Annotated in this window: 16 protein-coding genes; 6 read left to right on the forward strand and 10 right to left on the reverse strand. The window is 63.5% G+C overall.

The window, feature by feature from the left end:
- Positions 1–132: 132 nt before the first annotated feature.
- From RA20_RS12065 to RA20_RS12075, 3 genes are all read right to left on the reverse strand, one after another.
- Entirely contained in the window at positions 133–1,893 is a 1,761-nt protein-coding gene (locus tag RA20_RS12065; protein ID WP_039128835.1) for a DUF1217 domain-containing protein, read from the reverse strand.
- A 152-nt stretch (positions 1,894–2,045) separates the two neighbouring features.
- Entirely contained in the window at positions 2,046–2,864 is an 819-nt protein-coding gene (locus tag RA20_RS12070; RefSeq protein ID WP_039128838.1) for an FG-GAP repeat domain-containing protein, read from the reverse strand.
- The gene (locus tag RA20_RS12075; RefSeq protein WP_039128841.1) at positions 2,864–3,187 is read right to left on the reverse strand and encodes a 2Fe-2S iron-sulfur cluster-binding protein; all 324 of its coding nucleotides are present in this window, start codon (positions 3,185–3,187) and stop codon (positions 2,864–2,866) included. Before RA20_RS12075 ends, RA20_RS12070 begins: the two co-directional genes overlap by 1 nt.
- 165 nt (positions 3,188–3,352) lie before the next feature.
- Here RA20_RS12075 and RA20_RS12080 point away from each other — a divergent pair, with 165 nt between their 5' ends.
- The 3 genes from RA20_RS12080 (at position 3,353) to RA20_RS12090 (ending at position 5,176) form a co-directional block, all read left to right on the forward strand.
- Positions 3,353–3,805, forward strand: coding sequence for an OB-fold nucleic acid binding domain-containing protein (locus RA20_RS12080; RefSeq protein WP_039128844.1), 453 nt, complete (start codon positions 3,353–3,355; stop codon positions 3,803–3,805).
- Between the two features lie 72 nt (positions 3,806–3,877).
- Positions 3,878–4,408 (forward strand): peptidoglycan-binding domain-containing protein, encoded by a 531-nt coding sequence (locus RA20_RS12085; RefSeq protein ID WP_039128846.1) that lies wholly within the window; start codon positions 3,878–3,880, stop codon positions 4,406–4,408.
- Between the two features lie 99 nt (positions 4,409–4,507).
- On the forward strand, positions 4,508–5,176 hold the full coding sequence (locus RA20_RS12090) for a Crp/Fnr family transcriptional regulator (RefSeq protein WP_039128849.1): 669 nt from the start codon (positions 4,508–4,510) through the stop codon (positions 5,174–5,176).
- Positions 5,177–5,535: 359 nt separating this feature from the next.
- Here the strand turns inward: RA20_RS12090 and RA20_RS12095 are convergent, their stop codons facing one another.
- The 6 genes from RA20_RS12095 to rpiA all read right to left on the reverse strand — a co-directional run bounded on the left by RA20_RS12095 (position 5,536) and on the right by rpiA (position 11,943).
- Complete coding sequence (locus RA20_RS12095) at positions 5,536–7,029, reverse strand: Do family serine endopeptidase (protein WP_039128852.1); 1,494 nt, start codon at positions 7,027–7,029, stop codon at positions 5,536–5,538.
- Positions 7,030–7,283: 254 nt separating this feature from the next.
- Positions 7,284–7,478: a DUF2065 family protein gene (locus tag RA20_RS12100; RefSeq protein ID WP_039128855.1), complete on the reverse strand. Its 195-nt coding sequence runs from the start codon at positions 7,476–7,478 to the stop codon at positions 7,284–7,286.
- Positions 7,478–8,359: a protease modulator HflC gene (gene hflC / locus RA20_RS12105; RefSeq protein ID WP_039128858.1), complete on the reverse strand. Its 882-nt coding sequence runs from the start codon at positions 8,357–8,359 to the stop codon at positions 7,478–7,480. Before hflC ends, RA20_RS12100 begins: the two co-directional genes overlap by 1 nt.
- The gene (gene hflK, locus RA20_RS12110) at positions 8,359–9,510 is read right to left on the reverse strand and encodes an FtsH protease activity modulator HflK (protein WP_039128862.1); all 1,152 of its coding nucleotides are present in this window, start codon (positions 9,508–9,510) and stop codon (positions 8,359–8,361) included. Before hflK ends, hflC begins: the two co-directional genes overlap by 1 nt.
- Positions 9,511–9,588: 78 nt before the next feature.
- The gene (gene gor, locus RA20_RS12115; RefSeq protein ID WP_039128864.1) at positions 9,589–10,944 is read right to left on the reverse strand and encodes a glutathione-disulfide reductase; all 1,356 of its coding nucleotides are present in this window, start codon (positions 10,942–10,944) and stop codon (positions 9,589–9,591) included.
- A 210-nt stretch (positions 10,945–11,154) separates the two neighbouring features.
- Positions 11,155–11,943: a ribose-5-phosphate isomerase RpiA gene (gene rpiA, locus RA20_RS12120; protein WP_039128865.1), complete on the reverse strand. Its 789-nt coding sequence runs from the start codon at positions 11,941–11,943 to the stop codon at positions 11,155–11,157.
- Positions 11,944–12,088: 145 nt separating this feature from the next.
- On the opposite strand from rpiA, the gene RA20_RS12125 reads away from it, so the two are divergent.
- Positions 12,089–12,865, forward strand: coding sequence for a methyltransferase domain-containing protein (locus RA20_RS12125; protein WP_039128868.1), 777 nt, complete (start codon positions 12,089–12,091; stop codon positions 12,863–12,865).
- 33 nt (positions 12,866–12,898) lie between these two features.
- On the opposite strand, the gene RA20_RS12130 is transcribed toward RA20_RS12125, so the two are convergent.
- Positions 12,899–13,336, reverse strand: coding sequence for a MarR family winged helix-turn-helix transcriptional regulator (locus tag RA20_RS12130; protein ID WP_039128870.1), 438 nt, complete (start codon positions 13,334–13,336; stop codon positions 12,899–12,901).
- A gap of 79 nt (positions 13,337–13,415) precedes the next feature.
- Between RA20_RS12130 and RA20_RS12135 the strand changes: the two genes are divergently transcribed.
- Together RA20_RS12135 and RA20_RS12140 are read left to right on the forward strand one after the other, a co-directional pair.
- Complete coding sequence (locus RA20_RS12135) at positions 13,416–13,865, forward strand: hypothetical protein (protein WP_039128872.1); 450 nt, start codon at positions 13,416–13,418, stop codon at positions 13,863–13,865.
- A gap of 153 nt (positions 13,866–14,018) precedes the next feature.
- Positions 14,019–14,649 (forward strand): glutathione S-transferase family protein (locus RA20_RS12140; protein WP_039128874.1); only part of this gene is annotated, 631 nt, incomplete at its 3' end.

A 14,649-nucleotide genomic window follows, 5' to 3' on the forward strand; every position in this document is an offset into this window, starting at 1 on the left:
ACATCGGCTGGCGCGCGCTGAAGTAACTTTTGCAGGCGGGAGCGCTCCCGCCTGTTCCCGGCCCATCAGAGCTTGGCCGTCACAATTGGCTCACGCCGGGCACGTTGCGCCCGGCGCTTGCTGAATTTTCGATCAGAACAAGGACAAAATCGGGTCGCTGACGCCGCCCTGCGTCGAATTGAGATCACTCAGCAAAAGGAACCTGTTGCGGACCTCATCCAGCTTTTCAGGTTCAAGCAAATCGGCAGGATGCGTGGTGCCGAAGGCCGCAAATGTGCGCTCCTTCATTTCCTCGACCTGGCGGTCGACGTCCAGCTGTCCAAAACTGCTTGGCAGCCCCAGAGCCGATTCGAAGATCGTTTTCAGCGGCGGAGAACCGATAATCCCGTACCAATGCGCGTCTTCGCTGCCCCCTGCGTCCGCGACCGTCTGCAATTCGCGCTCGAAAGCCAGTGCAAGACGCATATTCTGATCTGTTTCACCGATCTGGATCTCAAACTGACGGGTGGTGAAAAGCTCGGCAAGCTCCTCGGCGAATCCTTCCGGATACTCCTGCCCGGCTGCCCCCTCATTGAAAGCAAAGGCATGCGCCATGGCCGTCATACGCTTATCGTGATGCAGGTTGGCGTAAGAGATGCTGGAGGACAAATCCGAGTCCAGCGTGCGGGTCATGACATCGAAATCAGTGATGCGGTGGCTCAGCCCGAAAATGTCCAGCGATGCCTCAAACAGGCTCCGGTCGAAGACAAGCTGAGTTGCGCTGTCCAATTCATCCAGCCTGCCGGTGATCTCATCCGAAAACACCTGCATCTTGCTTGGCAGATCCGGCCAGCCGTTATGGAAGGCATCAGCGAAGTCGTACAAGGCCTGGTTCCCTTCCTGATTCACAAAGGAATTCGGGTCGGACAGGTCCGACTCCAGAACCTGGCGCAGGTAATCCTCGCTGTAGCTGATGAGGCCGAACAGATCTAACGCCTCTTCGAGCAGCGCCGGGTTCGACAGCAGTTCCTCGGGGTCGGTTATGTCATTGAGGTCCGGCCGGCCAAAACCAAAGGCCGCGGAAACCGCAACATAGCGGTCGTCGTCCAGCTGATTCACAAAGGAATCAGGATCCGTGGTGTCGGATTCCAGCACGCGCCGCAGAAAATCGGGGCTGGTCCGTTCCAGATCAAACGTCTCTATGACCGCCTGCAGCAGCGCTTCGTCCGCCAGCAGGTCGTCCGCGCTGGCCAGACCCTCCGTGTGCTCATTGAACTCCCCGACCAGTTTCTGGATGCTGTTTTCATATTCCGGGGGAGCGGCGAAGTTGAACTGTGCAGCAAGCTCCGCATAACGGGGGTTGCCCAGCTGATTGGCAAAGGACTCCGGATCCGTCAGATCGGAATTCAGCACTTTCTGCAGAAAAAACTGATTGTTTTCCAGCCCCTCAAGCCCCACGTTGCTAAGAGCCTTGCGCAGCAAGGTGCCATTTGCCAGCAGGTCGTCGGCAGACGTGACACTGGCAAATTCACTGCCCGCACGGGCGCTGGGAAGCGTTGGGCCGGCATCGCCGCCGAAACCGAAGCTTTCTGCAAGCGCCAGGTATCTGCTGTCGTCAAGCCGGTTTGCAAAGGAAACCGGATCATCCAAATCGGATTCGAGAACCTGCTTGATGAAGGCCCTGTTGCCGATGTCCTCGTCCAGGCCGAAAGCCCCAAGCGTCACAGTCAGAAGGCTGTAGTCGTCCAGCAGTTCGTCCGCGGACTGAATGCTGGTAATCCTCTGGGTGAAGTCCTGCACCTGCCGGTCGATGACGGGCGATTTGTCGAACACTTCCTGCTGCTGCTCGCGGGTGCGCTGCAGAAAGTTCCATCCGGTAACACCGGTGCCGAACACATAGGGGGTAAAGCTCACGCGCCTGTCTCCTGTACCGCAACAGACCCGGCAGGAACCGCTCAGGAACCGCCAGGAGTTATCCATCCCAGCCAAGATAATCTTAAACTGGTGAATAAACCTGAAACAGGCGGCGGAATTTACCTAAATACTTCAGCGTTTTGATCGTATTTTCAACGGCAGGCCAAAACATCCCGCAAAGCGGTACCCTGACGAAACGGCCCCGCGTCCCTGCTGATAATCTGCCCGTCCTGGAGCCGCGACACGGCAATGCGCCGCCAGTCGCCGCTGACGGTGATCAGTTCGCTCCCCTGGCCGCAATCGCGGATGCCGGAGGTTATAAAGTCTTCGCCGATCCGGTGATTGGTCAGCCCCGGCTTGCTGGCAACCTCGGCCAGTTCCCCTTCCTTGAACCGCCAGATGCGCAGGGTTTTCGCCAGATGCGGCCGGTCAATATAGGCGATTTCCACATGGCCGTCACCATCCAGGTCAGCTGCACCGACCGGGGCCAGCCAGCGGTTCCGGGTGCCGATATGCGGCGTTTCCGCGATTTTGCCTTCAGCGCCATACAGCGCCAATGCGGCGCCCAATCCCATATCCGTCTCGACAACCATTACTGCATCGCTCCGGCCGTCCAGGTCCAAGTCCACCAGACGCGGCTGCAGATCTTCAAAGACGTGATCCTCGGGAAGCACGGTTCTGACGTCCCAAACCTCCCCGTCCTGCCCGGCAGCGCGAAGAGACAACCCGGACCATTCAACTGCGTCGCCTAAAACACCGTGTGCATAGCGGGCCGTCGGGCTGTTGAATTCGGCGGAAATAATTTCGACGGACCGGCTTGGCGGCCAATGGCCAATGCCACCGGAACCCGTTTGCGCAGCTGCCGGTCCGGAAACCAAGGCCAGCCCCAGGCACAGCGCCCGCCAGGCGCGGCGGGCGGAACGGGGCCGGGCGCGCAACGGATGACGCCGCGCAACCGTCCCCGCAGACATCAGATCTGCTTTTCGGGCATATGCACGACAAGGCCGTCCAGCGCGTCGCTGACCTTGATCTGGCAGGTCAGGCGCGAGCGGGCCGGATCCGGCTCAAAAGCGAAATCCAGCATGTCCTCTTCCATGTCGTCCTTGGCCGGCAGCTTCTCGACCCAGTCGGGCGCAATATACACATGGCAGGTCGAGCAGGCGCAGGCGCCGCCGCAATCGGCTTCGATGCCGGGGATATTGTTGTCGCGCGCGCCTTCCATCACGGTCAGCCCGTTGGCGACATCCACAACATGTTCGGTGCCGTTGTGCTCGATGTAAGTGATCTTTGCCATTGTCAGCTCTCTTCCCTTTTCCGGTACTTGGGCGACTGTGTAGCCAAGCCCCTGCGGCGGTGCCAGCCCCAATTGCGACTTCATACTGCCGCTGCTGGACTTTCCAACACAATGTTCTATCTTTGTTCACATTAGATAATTCTCACCCGCGGAGCCATTTTCCTCATGCCAGCCCCCGCCGCTACGCCGCCGGCCGCTGCCGGACCTTGCACTCTTCAGCCCGTTCCCGGTCCTGCCCCCGGGCCGTGGCCGCGCCCGCCTGCGTGCCTGCCCGCTGCCCGGCTGCAGGAACCGCCCGAAAACGCCCGCATCACCGTTGCAGGCCTGGTGATCCTGCGCCAGCGCCCGGGCACCGCCAAGGGCGTGATCTTCGTCACGCTGGAAGACGAAACCGGCGTGGTCAACGTGATCGTCTGGCGCAAGATCTACGAGACCTTCCGCCGCGCGGTGATCTCGGGCCGGCTGCTGCGCGTCACCGGGCGGCTGCAGCGGTCCCACTCGGTCAGCCACGTGATCGCCGAAACGGTCGAGGACATTTCGCCGATGCTCGACCTCTTGCTGGCAGAGCAAGGCCGCCAGCACGATCCGGCCTTTGCGCAGGGCTCGGAACTCGGCTAGGCTGCCGCCAAATCAAAAGCGCTCCGCTGCAGGCAAACGCACCGGCAGCGGCGACGGCAGAGGCAACCGGGCATGACGCCATCCACCTTCAAGACCTGCCGCAGGCAGGCGCCTGCGCTGCTGCTGGCAGCGCTGACGGCCCTGTCCGCCTGCGTCCAGCCGCAGCCCGGCAGCGAAGCCTCCCGCGACGGCCGCTATGCCCCGCCCGGCGCAGCCCCCGGCACCTGCTGGAGCAAACACACCTCTCCCGCGGTAATCGAGACCGTCACCAGCCAGGTGCTGGCAGAGCCTGCGCAGCTGGACAGCAGCGGCCAGGTGGTCCGCCCCGCGGTCTTCCGGACCGAGACCAGCCAGCAGATCGTGCAGCCGCGCCAGGAACGCTGGTTCGAAATCCCCTGCCCGGCCTCGATGACACCGGACTTCATCCGCACCATCCAGCGGGCGCTCGCAGCCCGCGGGCTCTACCGCGGCCCCATCCACGGGCAGATGGACAAGGCAACCCGCTCCGCCGTGCGGCGCTATCAGGCACCGCTGGGGCTGGACAGCGGCACCCTGTCGCTGGCCTCTGCCCGCAAGCTGGGTCTGGTCGCCGTACCGGGCTGAACCAGGCGGTTCAGTTGCCCGGTTCCCCGCTGCCGAACCCTCTGCTAAGGTCCCGCCAAGAGCCCGGCTGACCGGGCTGCCAACGCAAAGAGACTGGCCATGCTGAAAACCCGCCTGCCCGATAGCGGCTTCCTCTCCGGCGCCTCCGGGCCATTGCGGAGGATGCTGGAAAGCCAGGCCACCGAAGTGCGCCTGCGCCAAGGGGAGGTGCTGTTCGAGCAGGGCGACCCGGGCGATGCGCTTTACGCACTCGCCGAAGGGGCGCTGGAGTTTTCGGTGCTTTCAGCTTCGGGCCGCAAGCTGTCTCTCGACATGATGCGCCCCGGTGCGGTGTTCGGAGAAATCACCCTCTTTGATCCCGGCGAGCGCACTGCCACCGCCAGCGCCGCCGAGCCCAGCCGGGTCCTGCGGCTGCGCAGCGGCGACGTGCTGGAGCAGATCCGCCAGCACCCGGACCTGGCCGCCGACCTGCTGCGGCTGGCAGGCCAGCGGATGCGCTGGATGAACACCCAGCTCAACGAGCAGGTCTTCCTGCCGATGCCGGTGCGTCTGGCGCGCAAGCTGCTGTATCTGTCGCCCGAAGACAGCGACGGCCGGGTGGCCCTGTCGCAGGCGGAGCTCGCGGAATTTGTCGGCGCCACCCGCGAGGCGGTCTCCAAGACCCTGGCCGCCTGGAAACGCAGCGGCCTGGTCGGCATCAGCCGCGGGGGCGTGCAGATCCTGGACCGGAGCGAGCTGGCCGTGCTGGCCGAACCGGATTCGATCTGAGCCGTTCAGCTTCTGCTAAAAACTCCGGGAAAACCGGCCTTCTGTAATCCCGGTCACAGAAACCGCAGCCGCACTGCCGCATAACGGCTCATAGACAGCCATTATCCGTTCCATCCCAATGGCTGCCTGTCCAACAAGAGCCATGTGCCCGCCAGCACATGGCTCTTCCCTTTTGGGCCTCTGCCCCGAGGTGCAGCCGCAGAGCGCCGGCTTTCAGCGGGAGTTCCAGCCCCGGGAACCGCTCCCTGCCAGCATCACTCCGGGATCCCGGTTCAGCCTCACGCCCGGGGACGCTGGCAGGCAAAAAGGCCGGGCATCCGCCCGGCCTTCCTCTGTGTTTCAGCAGTTGCCGGCGCCGCTTAGTCGCTCAGGTTCAGCGCCACAAAGCGCGGCTCACCGCCGCGGCGCACCAGCAGCAGCAGCGACTTGCGGCCCGCTTCCTTGGCCTCGGAAACCCGAGCCTCCAGCTCGCTGATCGAGGCAACCTTCTGCTGGCCCGCCTCGGTGATCACATCCCCGGCACGCAGGCCTTTCTCCCAGGCTTCCGAAGTCTCGTCCACCGACAGGATCGCCAGGCCTTCAACCCCCTCTGCCACATTCAGCTCGCCGCGCAGCTGGTCGTTCAGAACGCCGACCGACAGACCCAGCAGCTCCTTCTCGGAGACATCCGGACTGCCATCGCCGCCCTCAGGGCCGGTGGCCACGCGCTCTGCATCTTCACGGCGGCCCAGGGTGACCCGCAAGGTCTCCGTCTTGCCTTCCCGGTAAACCACGACGCGCACGGTCTTACCCACGTCAGCGTTGCCAACCTGGCGCACCAGGCCGCGGGTGTCCTTCACGTCGACCCCGTCAAAGCTGACAATCACGTCGCCTGCCAGCACGCCCGCATCCTTGGCCGGGCCATCCGGCACATCTGTCACCAGCGCGCCGCGGGCCTTCTCCAGTCCGATGGCTTCGGCCAGATCCGCATCCACATCCTGGATCTTCACACCCAGCCAGCCGCGCCGCGTCTCGCCGAATTCCTTCAGCTGTGCGACCACCTTGACCACAACGTTCGAGGCCATCGAGAATCCGATGCCGATCGAGCCGCCATTGGGCGACAGGATCGCGGTGTTTACGCCCACCACATCGCCATCCATGTTGAACAGCGGCCCGCCGGAGTTGCCCCGGTTGATCGCTGCATCGGTCTGGATGTAGTCGTCATAGGATCCCGAAAGCTCGCGGTTGCGCGCCGAGACGATACCGGCGGAAACCGAGAACCCCTGGCCCAGCGGATTGCCCATGGCCACCACCCAGTCGCCGACGCGGGCGGTGTCGCTGTCGCCGAACTTGACCCATTTCAGCGGCATCGGCGCTTCGACCTTCAGCAGCGCGATATCGGTGTTGGGATCGGTGCCGATCACCTTGGCGGGCAGCAGCTCCTTGGGCTGGCCGTCGCCGGGGAAAAACTCGATCTCGATCTCGTCGGCGCCTTCGATCACGTGGTTGTTGGTGACGATGTAGCCGTCCTCGGAAATCACAAATCCCGAGCCCAGCGCGGACGAGCGGCGCGGCCGGTCGCCGTTGCCATTGCCGTTGCGGTCCTGAAACTCGCGGAAAAAATCTTCGAAGGGCGAGCCTTCAGGCACGATCCCCTGCGGGCCGGTGCGCCCCTCGACCACGGTGGTCGTGGTGATGTTGACCACCGACGGGCTGACTTCTTCTGCCAGCGGCGCCAGGCTTTCGGGACGGGCCAATGCGGTGACCGCCTGCATCAGCAGAACCGCCACGCTCAGCACTGCAAGCCACACCAAGCGCATCGTCGCGCCACTGCCGCTTGCCTGGCGGGAAATTGCAATTGCCTGTGGCTGCACGGAACTACTCCTTGTCATCTTTTCATTCTTCTAATTTTTCTCCCCCGCCCGGACAGGCGCTGAGGCCGGAAATACCGGAAGGAGTCCTATGGACCCAATGTAGGAAATTCCGCCCGTCCCGCAACAAATGTTGCAAAGAATAAAGCCGCTGTGACCCGCTTTGCGGGCTGCGGCGCCGGGCGAGCTCCCTGCTGATGCCATCCTAGCAGGGAAAGATTACAATTTCGCTGAAATTCTGCGTGCAAGGCGGGCAGTCAAAGCCCAAGCCGGAACGCCAGCCACACCAGGATCAGCCCCAGCGCCAGCGCCGCCAGGCCGGCATTGCGGCGCTCAGCCTCGCTCAGGCTGCGCAGGATCTCCAGCAGCCGCTCCACAAGCGAAGGGGCCAGTGCGTACACCAGCCCCTCTGCAATCAGCACCAGCCCAAGGGCCAGAAGGATGAACCCCATTACTGGGTTGCCGCCTTGCCGTCCGAGGACTTCAGGTAGTTGAAGAACTCGTTGTCCGGCGACAGCACCAGCGAGGAGTTTCCGGCCAGCAGCGAATTCGCATAGGCGTTCAGCGAGCGGTAGAACTCGAAGAACTCCGCATCGCGGCCATAGGCGGACGCAAAGATCGCGTTGCGCTCGGCGTCGGCTTCACCGCGGATCACCTCGGCTTCGCGCTCAGCCTCGGAGACCAGTTCAACCTCGGTCCGGTCGGCCTGGGCGCGGACGCGCTGCGCCGCCTCTTCACCGCGGGCAATCTCGTCCGCCGCTTCCCGCTCGCGCTCGGCCCGCATCCGGGCAAAGGTGGCTTCCAGGTTGGCCTGCGGCAGGTCGGTGCGCTTCAGGCGCACGTCGATCACCTCAAGCCCCAGCTGGCGGGCCTGGGCAATCGCACCGTTGCGGATGCGCAGCATCAGCGCAAAACGGTCCGAGGACAGGATATCGTTGGAGGATACCGAACCCAGAACCTCGCGGGTCTGCGCCCGCATGATCTTGTCCAGGCGCAGTTCCGCGGCACCGATGCCGCCGCCGCCAACGGCCTGACGGAAGGTCTCGACATCCGCAATCCGGTAACGCGAGAAGGCGTCCACGATCAGGCGGCGGTCGTCCAGCGGGGTCACTTCCAGCGGGCCCACCTCAACACTGAGGATCCGGTCGTCGTAGCGCACCACATTGTCCAGAACCGGCACTTTGAACGCCAGGCCCGGGGTTTCCTTGATGTCGACAACCCGGCCAAAGCGCAGCACCAGCGCCTTTTGCCGCTCATCCACGATGAACAGCGAAGACAGAACCGCAATGGCCGCAATCACGATGACGGGCAGAAGAAGAGTCGTTTTCCGCATCAGTTGCCCCCTTGCGGCTTGCGCAGCTCGTTGAGCGGCAGGTACGGCACAACGCCCTGGCCCTCGCCGCCGCCGGTTTCATCCAGGATGATCTTGTCCACGCGGCCCAGAACCTCTTCCATGGTTTCCAGGTAAAGGCGCTTGCGGGTCACTTCCGGCGCTTTCTGGTATTCCTCCAGAACGGCGGTAAAGCGGCTGGCTTCACCCTGCGCCTCGTTCACCACCTGCGCGCGGTAGGCCTCGGCCTCTTCCAGCGTCTGCGCAGCCTGGCCGCGGGCACCTGCCAGCTTGCGGTTGGCATAGGCATCGGCCTGCTTCTCCAGACGGTCGCGCTCCTGGCCGGCCGACTGCACTTCACGGAAGGCGTCTTTTACAGGCTCAGGCGGGTCAGCACCGTCAAAGTTCACACGGATGATGTTCACGCCGCTGTTGTAGCTGTCGAGCGTGGTCTGGATCAGCTCTTCCAGACGGGCGGTGATCGCGCCGCGGTCGCGGTTCAGGATCGGCGCCAGTTCCGACTGGGCGATAATCTCGCGCATGGCCGATTCCGACACCGCGTTGATGGTGGTGCGCGGATCGGCCAGGTTGAACAGGTACTTCGCCGGATCCGAGATATTCCAGACCACCTGGAAATCCACGTCGATGATGTTTTCGTCGCCGGTCAGCATCAGGCCGGCATCGCCGCCGCGCGAGCCGGCACCGATGTTCTCGGTCTGCTCGACCCGCACCGGGATCACTTCATAGGTGACCAGCGGCCAGGGGGCAAAGTTCAGGCCCGGCTGGCCGGTCTCCATGTATTCGCCCAGAAACAGCTCAACCGACTGTTCTTCCGGCTTGACGGTGTAGAAGCTGGAAAAGCCCCACAGGACCACTGCAGCAACGGCGCCCAGGCCCAGCGTGCCCTTGGTGAACAGCGGCGCTCCGCCGCCTCCGCCGCCGCGGCCGCCGCGGCCGCCGCCCGAGCCGCCGCGCCCGCCCATCAGGACACGCAGCTGCTCCTGGCCTTTTTTCACCAGCTCATCAATCTCGGGAATCTGGGGATCTTCCGGCTTGCGGCCGCCGCCGCCGTTGTTGCCGCCGTTATTGCCCCGGTTGCCTCCGCCGCCGGAGGAGCCACCGCCCCCCCATGGGCCACCGCTATTGCCCGCCATATGTCTCCTATCCGTTTGCTGCCGCCCAGGATGCCAGATGGCGGGCGGCATGTGTTTTCAATTCTTGCCGGCTGACGCTCAGGTAAAGCGCACCGGAGTTTTCAGCGTCACCAACTCTTCCGACATTGTCGGGTGCACCGCAACCGTACGGTCGAAATCTTCTTTGGTTGCACCCATTTTTACCGCGATTCCGGCCAGCTGGATCATCTCTCCGGCGCCGGGTGCAACGATATGGCAGCCCAGCACCTTGCGGGTGGCTTTCGAAACCACCAGTTTCATCAGCACTTTCTGGGCCCGGCCGGCAAAGCTCTGCTGCATCGGCTTGAAGGAGGTGGAATAGACCTCAATGGGCTCCTGCGCCGCTGCTTCTTCTTCGCTGAGACCCACGGTGCCCATTTCCGGCTGAGTGAAAATCGCGGTCGGGATCAGGTCATGATCCGGGCTGGTGGGGTTACCTTTGAACACGGTCTCGACAAAGGCCATGCCTTCGCGGATTGCAACCGGTGTCAGGTTCACCCGGTCGGTGACATCGCCCACAGCAAAGACAGACGGCACCCCGGTCTGGCTGTAGGCATCCACCACGATAGCGCCATTGCGGCCGCGCTCGACGCCGAGTTCCTCAAGCCCCAGGCTGTCGGCATTCGGCGCCCGGCCAGTGGCATACATTACCTTGTCAAACAGATGCTCGTTGCCATGGGTGTCAATCACCCGGATTTTACCGCCCTCTTGGCGCATTTCTGTGACATTGGTGTTCACCTGCAGGTTCACACCCGCCTCCGCCATGCCTTCCGCCACCACGCCGCGGGCTTCCTCGTCAAAGCCGCGCAGGATCTGCGGGCCGCGGTAGAACTGGGTGGTTTTCACGCCCAGCCCGTTCATGATGCCCGCAAACTCGGACGCGATATAGCCACCGCCGACGATCAGGATCGACTCCGGCAGTTCATCCAGGTGGAAAATCTCGTTTGAGGTGATCGCCAGCTCCGAGCCCGGGAACTCCGGCACGGTCGGCCAGCCGCCGGTGGCGATCAGGATGTGCTTGGCGGTCTTGCGGGTGCCGTCGGCCAGTTCGACCGTATGGGCATCAGCCAGCTTGGCGCGCTGGTCAAAGCTTTCAACGCCGTTGTTTTTCAGGATGTTGCGGTAGATGCCTTCCAGACGGTCCAGCTCGGCATGCAGCTTGCCCTTGAAGGCATCCCAGCTGAAATCACCCGCTTTGATGTCCCAGCCATAAGCCTGCGCATCTTCGACCATGCCCGAATATTCGGAGGCGAAAACCATCAGCTTCTTCGGCACGCAGCCGCGGATCACGCAGGTGCCGCCGTAGCGGTCCTCTTCGGCCAGCGCCACCTTGACGCCTTCCTGTGCCGCCACGCGGGCTGCGCGCACCCCGCCGGAGCCGCCGCCGATGACAAACAGATCGTAATCAAAGCTCATGAATTTCCGCCCTTTGCAGTTCTTGTGCTGGTATCCCACAACCGGACACCAAACGCCATATGCCCAAGTGGGCGTTCCTGCGCCGCTTTCAACCTTTTGCTGCGCTTTCACGCGGGGTTGTGGGGCGGAAAGCTCTCATTTCGGTTAAAGCAGCCGCCTGATGGCCCCAACCGCCTGCCGCAGCCCGGCCTGCCGGCCTGGCGGCCAGCCTCAATCCTGCAGATCGGTGAACAAGTTGTCGTTCTCGACAAAGTCCAGCTTGTCCTTTTCGACGGTGCCTTCATTGATATCGCGCACCTCAACCCGTCCATCTCCATAGCCGATCACCACAGTGTCGCAGATGTCGATGAACAGCCCGTTCTCCACCACGCCCGGGATCTGGTTCAGCACCAGCGCCAGCTGGCGGCAGTTGCCGATCCGGTTCAGGTGCAGGTCGAGGATATAGTTGCCCTCGTCGGTCACAAACGGCGCATCCCCGTTCATCCGCAGCGTCGTGCTGCGGCCCATCACATCCATCGACACCAGGGTTTCTTCCAGCAGCGCCTGGCTGCTCTGCCAGCCGAAGGGCAGCACTTCAACCGGCAGCGGGAAGGCGCCCAGGGTCTCGACCGACTTGCTGGCGTCCGCAATCACAACCATTTGATCCGAAGCCGTGGCCACAATCTTCTCCTGCAGATGCGCACCGCCGCCACCCTTGATCAGATTCAGGTCCGTGTCGAACTCATCCGCGCCATCGATGGTCATGTCCAGCCATTTGGCCTCATCCAGCGAGACGACATTGATGCCCACATCCCGTGCCAGCGCTGCGGTACGGGACGACGTCGGCACCGCAGTGATCTTCAGCCCGTCGCGGCTCACCATCTCGCCCAGGCAGCGCACCAGCCAGGCGGCAGTGGACCCGGTGCCCAGGCCAACCCGCATTCCGTCCTCCACCATCTCGGCTGCGCGCTTGGCGGCAACAAACTTCGCCTTGTCGATGGGTGACAGTTCTCCGGTCATCAGCGGGCTCCCTGAATACGTGTTTGCGCATCTTATAAGGGGTTTGCCCGGACCGCGCGAGAGGGCTTGGCGCGGATTTAACGGCGCCCGGCTGGAAATCATCCGCCCCCGGACTATAGCTCATCTTCCTAGGGGACCATTATTCATGCTGAACTTCGACGAAGAAACAACACGCTTGCTCGAGGACGCCTACCAGGGCGCCGATGTATCGCGGCGGCGGCGGGCGACGTTTGACGCACTGGCGCCGGAGCCGGGTGAGCACATCCTGGACCTGGGCTGCGGCAACGGGCTCCTGACACTGGAGCTGGCCCGCGCAGTCGGCCCTTCCGGCCATGTCACCGGGCTGGATGCCAGCCCGCAAATGCTGGCCGCCGCCCATCAGCGCATCAATGGCCGCGCCAATGTCACGCTGGTTGAAGGCCACGCCGCCCGGCTGCCCTTTGATGCCGCCAGCTTCGACAAGGCCGCAGCGCTGCAGGTGTTCGAATACCTCACCGACCGCCGCCCGGCCCTGCGCGCCCTGCACAAGGTGCTGAAGCCCGGCGGGCTGCTGGCTGTGGGCGACATCCACTGGGACACGCTGGCCTGGCACAGCGACAACACCCGCCGCATGGAGCGCATGCTCGAAGCCTGGGGCCGCCACATGGCAGAACGCGCCCTGCCCGCACTGCTGCCCTCCGAGCTGCGCACCTGCGGCTATCAGCCTGGCGGCATGCAGCCGGTCACGGTCTGCGACACCACTTTGCGGCCCGACGGGCTGGCGGCAATGATGATTCAGCTGATCAGGGCCTTTGCGGTCGATCTTGGGGCCACAGACGAAGACGATGCCGCCGCCTGGGCGCGGGAACAGCAGGAACTGGCCGAGGAAGGCCGCTTCTTCCTGTCGCTGACCCATTTCGTCTGCACTGCCCGGCGGATCTGAGACCGGTCCGGTTTGCAAGAACGGCCCTGCCCCTTACCGGCGGTCCCGCTGAAAATTCGCAATCACCCGGCGCATCATGGCTAGAAATGCTGCTGCTTCGTCTTCGCTGAATCCATCCAAGGCCTGACCGTTGACAGCCTGCGCCTCGGCAATAGCCTGCGCCTTAAGCCCCCGCGCCTCCGGCGTCAGATGCACCAGCCGCGCGCGCTTGTCGGCAGGCGAAGGATGCCGCTCGATCAGCCCGTCACGCTCCATCCGCGCCAGGGTGTTGGCCATGGTCGCCTGCTCCACCGACAGGGCCGCCGTTAGGTCAGCCTGCGTGCGCCCCTCCTCCGCCCATAACTCCAGCAGAACCATGAACTGCGCGGGCGCAAGCCCAAGCGGCTGCACCCGGCCGGTCAGCGCCACCGCAAACAGCCGGGCCATGTGATTGGCCAGAAAACCGGCCGACGTCTTCTGAAAATCGCTCATTTCTTCACATGGCACTTGAATAGCGTGCTATGCAAATCCATTTACATAGCACGCTATATACCTTAAGGAGCTCTCAGCCATGAAACACCGCATCCACGCCATCGCCAGCACGCTTGCCTTGCTCACGATCACGACCTTCTGGGTCTCCACAGCCCTGTCCGAGGCCTTTGGCAGCCCCGAAACCATTGCCCTTGTGAAAACGGCAGTGCTCTACGGCATGGTCCTGCTGATTCCGGCGATGGCTGCAGCCGGGGCAACCGGCGCTTCGCTGGGGCGCGGCTGGAAGCTGCCGCAAGTGGCGGCAAAATCCCGCCGCATGAAGATCATTGCCGCCAACGGCCTGCTGATCCTGCTGCCCAGCGCCGTCTTTCTTGCCGCCAAGGCGCAAGCCGGGCAGTTCGGCACCTGGTTCTACCTGATCCAAACCCTGGAACTGGCCGCCGGCGCGGCTAATATTACATTGCTTTCCATGAACTTGCGGGACGGACTTCGCCTAGCCCGCCGCCGCAAGATGCGCAAGCCCGCGTGACCTGCTCCCTGCGCCGCTCTGTGCTTGGTCCGGCTGCTGGTCTGAACACATGGCGGCGCCCCAGCGGCAAAGATACATCACAAAGGCGGGTTTCCTATTGGAAACGCCGGAAATGAACACCCTTTGCGCCGCATTGCGACATATTATTGCGCCATGACTCTGGACTACCGCCTTCACTACGCCCCCGACAACGCCTCGCTGATCATCCGGCTGGTGCTGGAGGAGCTTGGCCAGGACTATGCGACTGTGCTGGTCGACCGCGCGGCGGATGCCCAAAACGGCCCGGCATACCGGGCGCTCAATCCCAACGGGCTGATTCCGGTGCTGGAGACCCCTGACGGCCCGGTGTTTGAGACCGCCGCCATCCTCCTGTGGCTGGCAGAGCGCCATGGCGCCATGGCACCCGCGGCGGACAGCCCGGACCGCGCCGCCTTTCTGAAGTGGCTGTTCTTCGCATCCAACACGCTGCACGCCGATCTGCGGATGCTGTTCTACCCGGAGAAATACATCGGCGCCGACACCGCCCATCAGGACCAGCTGCGCAAGGTGCTGCGCCAGCGGCTGCACGTTCACCTGACCAACCTGGACCGCGCCGCAGCGGAACGCCCTGCCTGGCTCGGCGCGCCAGTGCCGTCGGTGCTGGATTATTACCTGGCTTGCCAAATGCGCTGGATGGCGCTTTATCCGGCGAACACCAGCAAGTCCTGGTTCGTCATGGCCCAGTATCCGCACCTGCAGCGCCTCTGCTCCGCGCTGGAGCACCGCCCCGCCGTTTCCGTTGCAC

This window comes from Leisingera sp. ANG-Vp, assembly GCF_000813725.1.
Lineage (GTDB): Bacteria > Pseudomonadota > Alphaproteobacteria > Rhodobacterales > Rhodobacteraceae > Leisingera.

Excerpts from the sequence above, each read along its gene's own strand:
- RA20_RS12075 (WP_039128841.1), bottom strand. The coding sequence starts at position 3,187 with ATGGCAAAGATCACTTACATCGAGCACAACGGCACCGAACATGTTGTG.
- RA20_RS12135 (WP_039128872.1), top strand. The coding sequence starts at position 13,416 with ATGAAACACCGCATCCACGCCATCGCCAGCACGCTTGCCTTGCTCACG.
- RA20_RS12080 (WP_039128844.1), top strand. The coding sequence starts at position 3,353 with ATGCCAGCCCCCGCCGCTACGCCGCCGGCCGCTGCCGGACCTTGCACT.
- RA20_RS12125 (WP_039128868.1), top strand. The coding sequence starts at position 12,089 with ATGCTGAACTTCGACGAAGAAACAACACGCTTGCTCGAGGACGCCTAC.
- gor (WP_039128864.1), bottom strand. The coding sequence starts at position 10,944 with ATGAGCTTTGATTACGATCTGTTTGTCATCGGCGGCGGCTCCGGCGGG.
- hflK (WP_039128862.1), bottom strand. The coding sequence starts at position 9,510 with ATGGCGGGCAATAGCGGTGGCCCATGGGGGGGCGGTGGCTCCTCCGGC.
- RA20_RS12130 (WP_039128870.1), bottom strand. The coding sequence starts at position 13,336 with ATGAGCGATTTTCAGAAGACGTCGGCCGGTTTTCTGGCCAATCACATG.
- hflC (WP_039128858.1), bottom strand. The coding sequence starts at position 8,359 with ATGCGGAAAACGACTCTTCTTCTGCCCGTCATCGTGATTGCGGCCATT.
- rpiA (WP_039128865.1), bottom strand. The coding sequence starts at position 11,943 with ATGACCGGAGAACTGTCACCCATCGACAAGGCGAAGTTTGTTGCCGCC.
- RA20_RS12070 (WP_039128838.1), bottom strand. The coding sequence starts at position 2,864 with ATGTCTGCGGGGACGGTTGCGCGGCGTCATCCGTTGCGCGCCCGGCCC.
- RA20_RS12085 (WP_039128846.1), top strand. The coding sequence starts at position 3,878 with ATGACGCCATCCACCTTCAAGACCTGCCGCAGGCAGGCGCCTGCGCTG.
- RA20_RS12100 (WP_039128855.1), bottom strand. The coding sequence starts at position 7,478 with ATGGGGTTCATCCTTCTGGCCCTTGGGCTGGTGCTGATTGCAGAGGGG.
- RA20_RS12090 (WP_039128849.1), top strand. The coding sequence starts at position 4,508 with ATGCTGAAAACCCGCCTGCCCGATAGCGGCTTCCTCTCCGGCGCCTCC.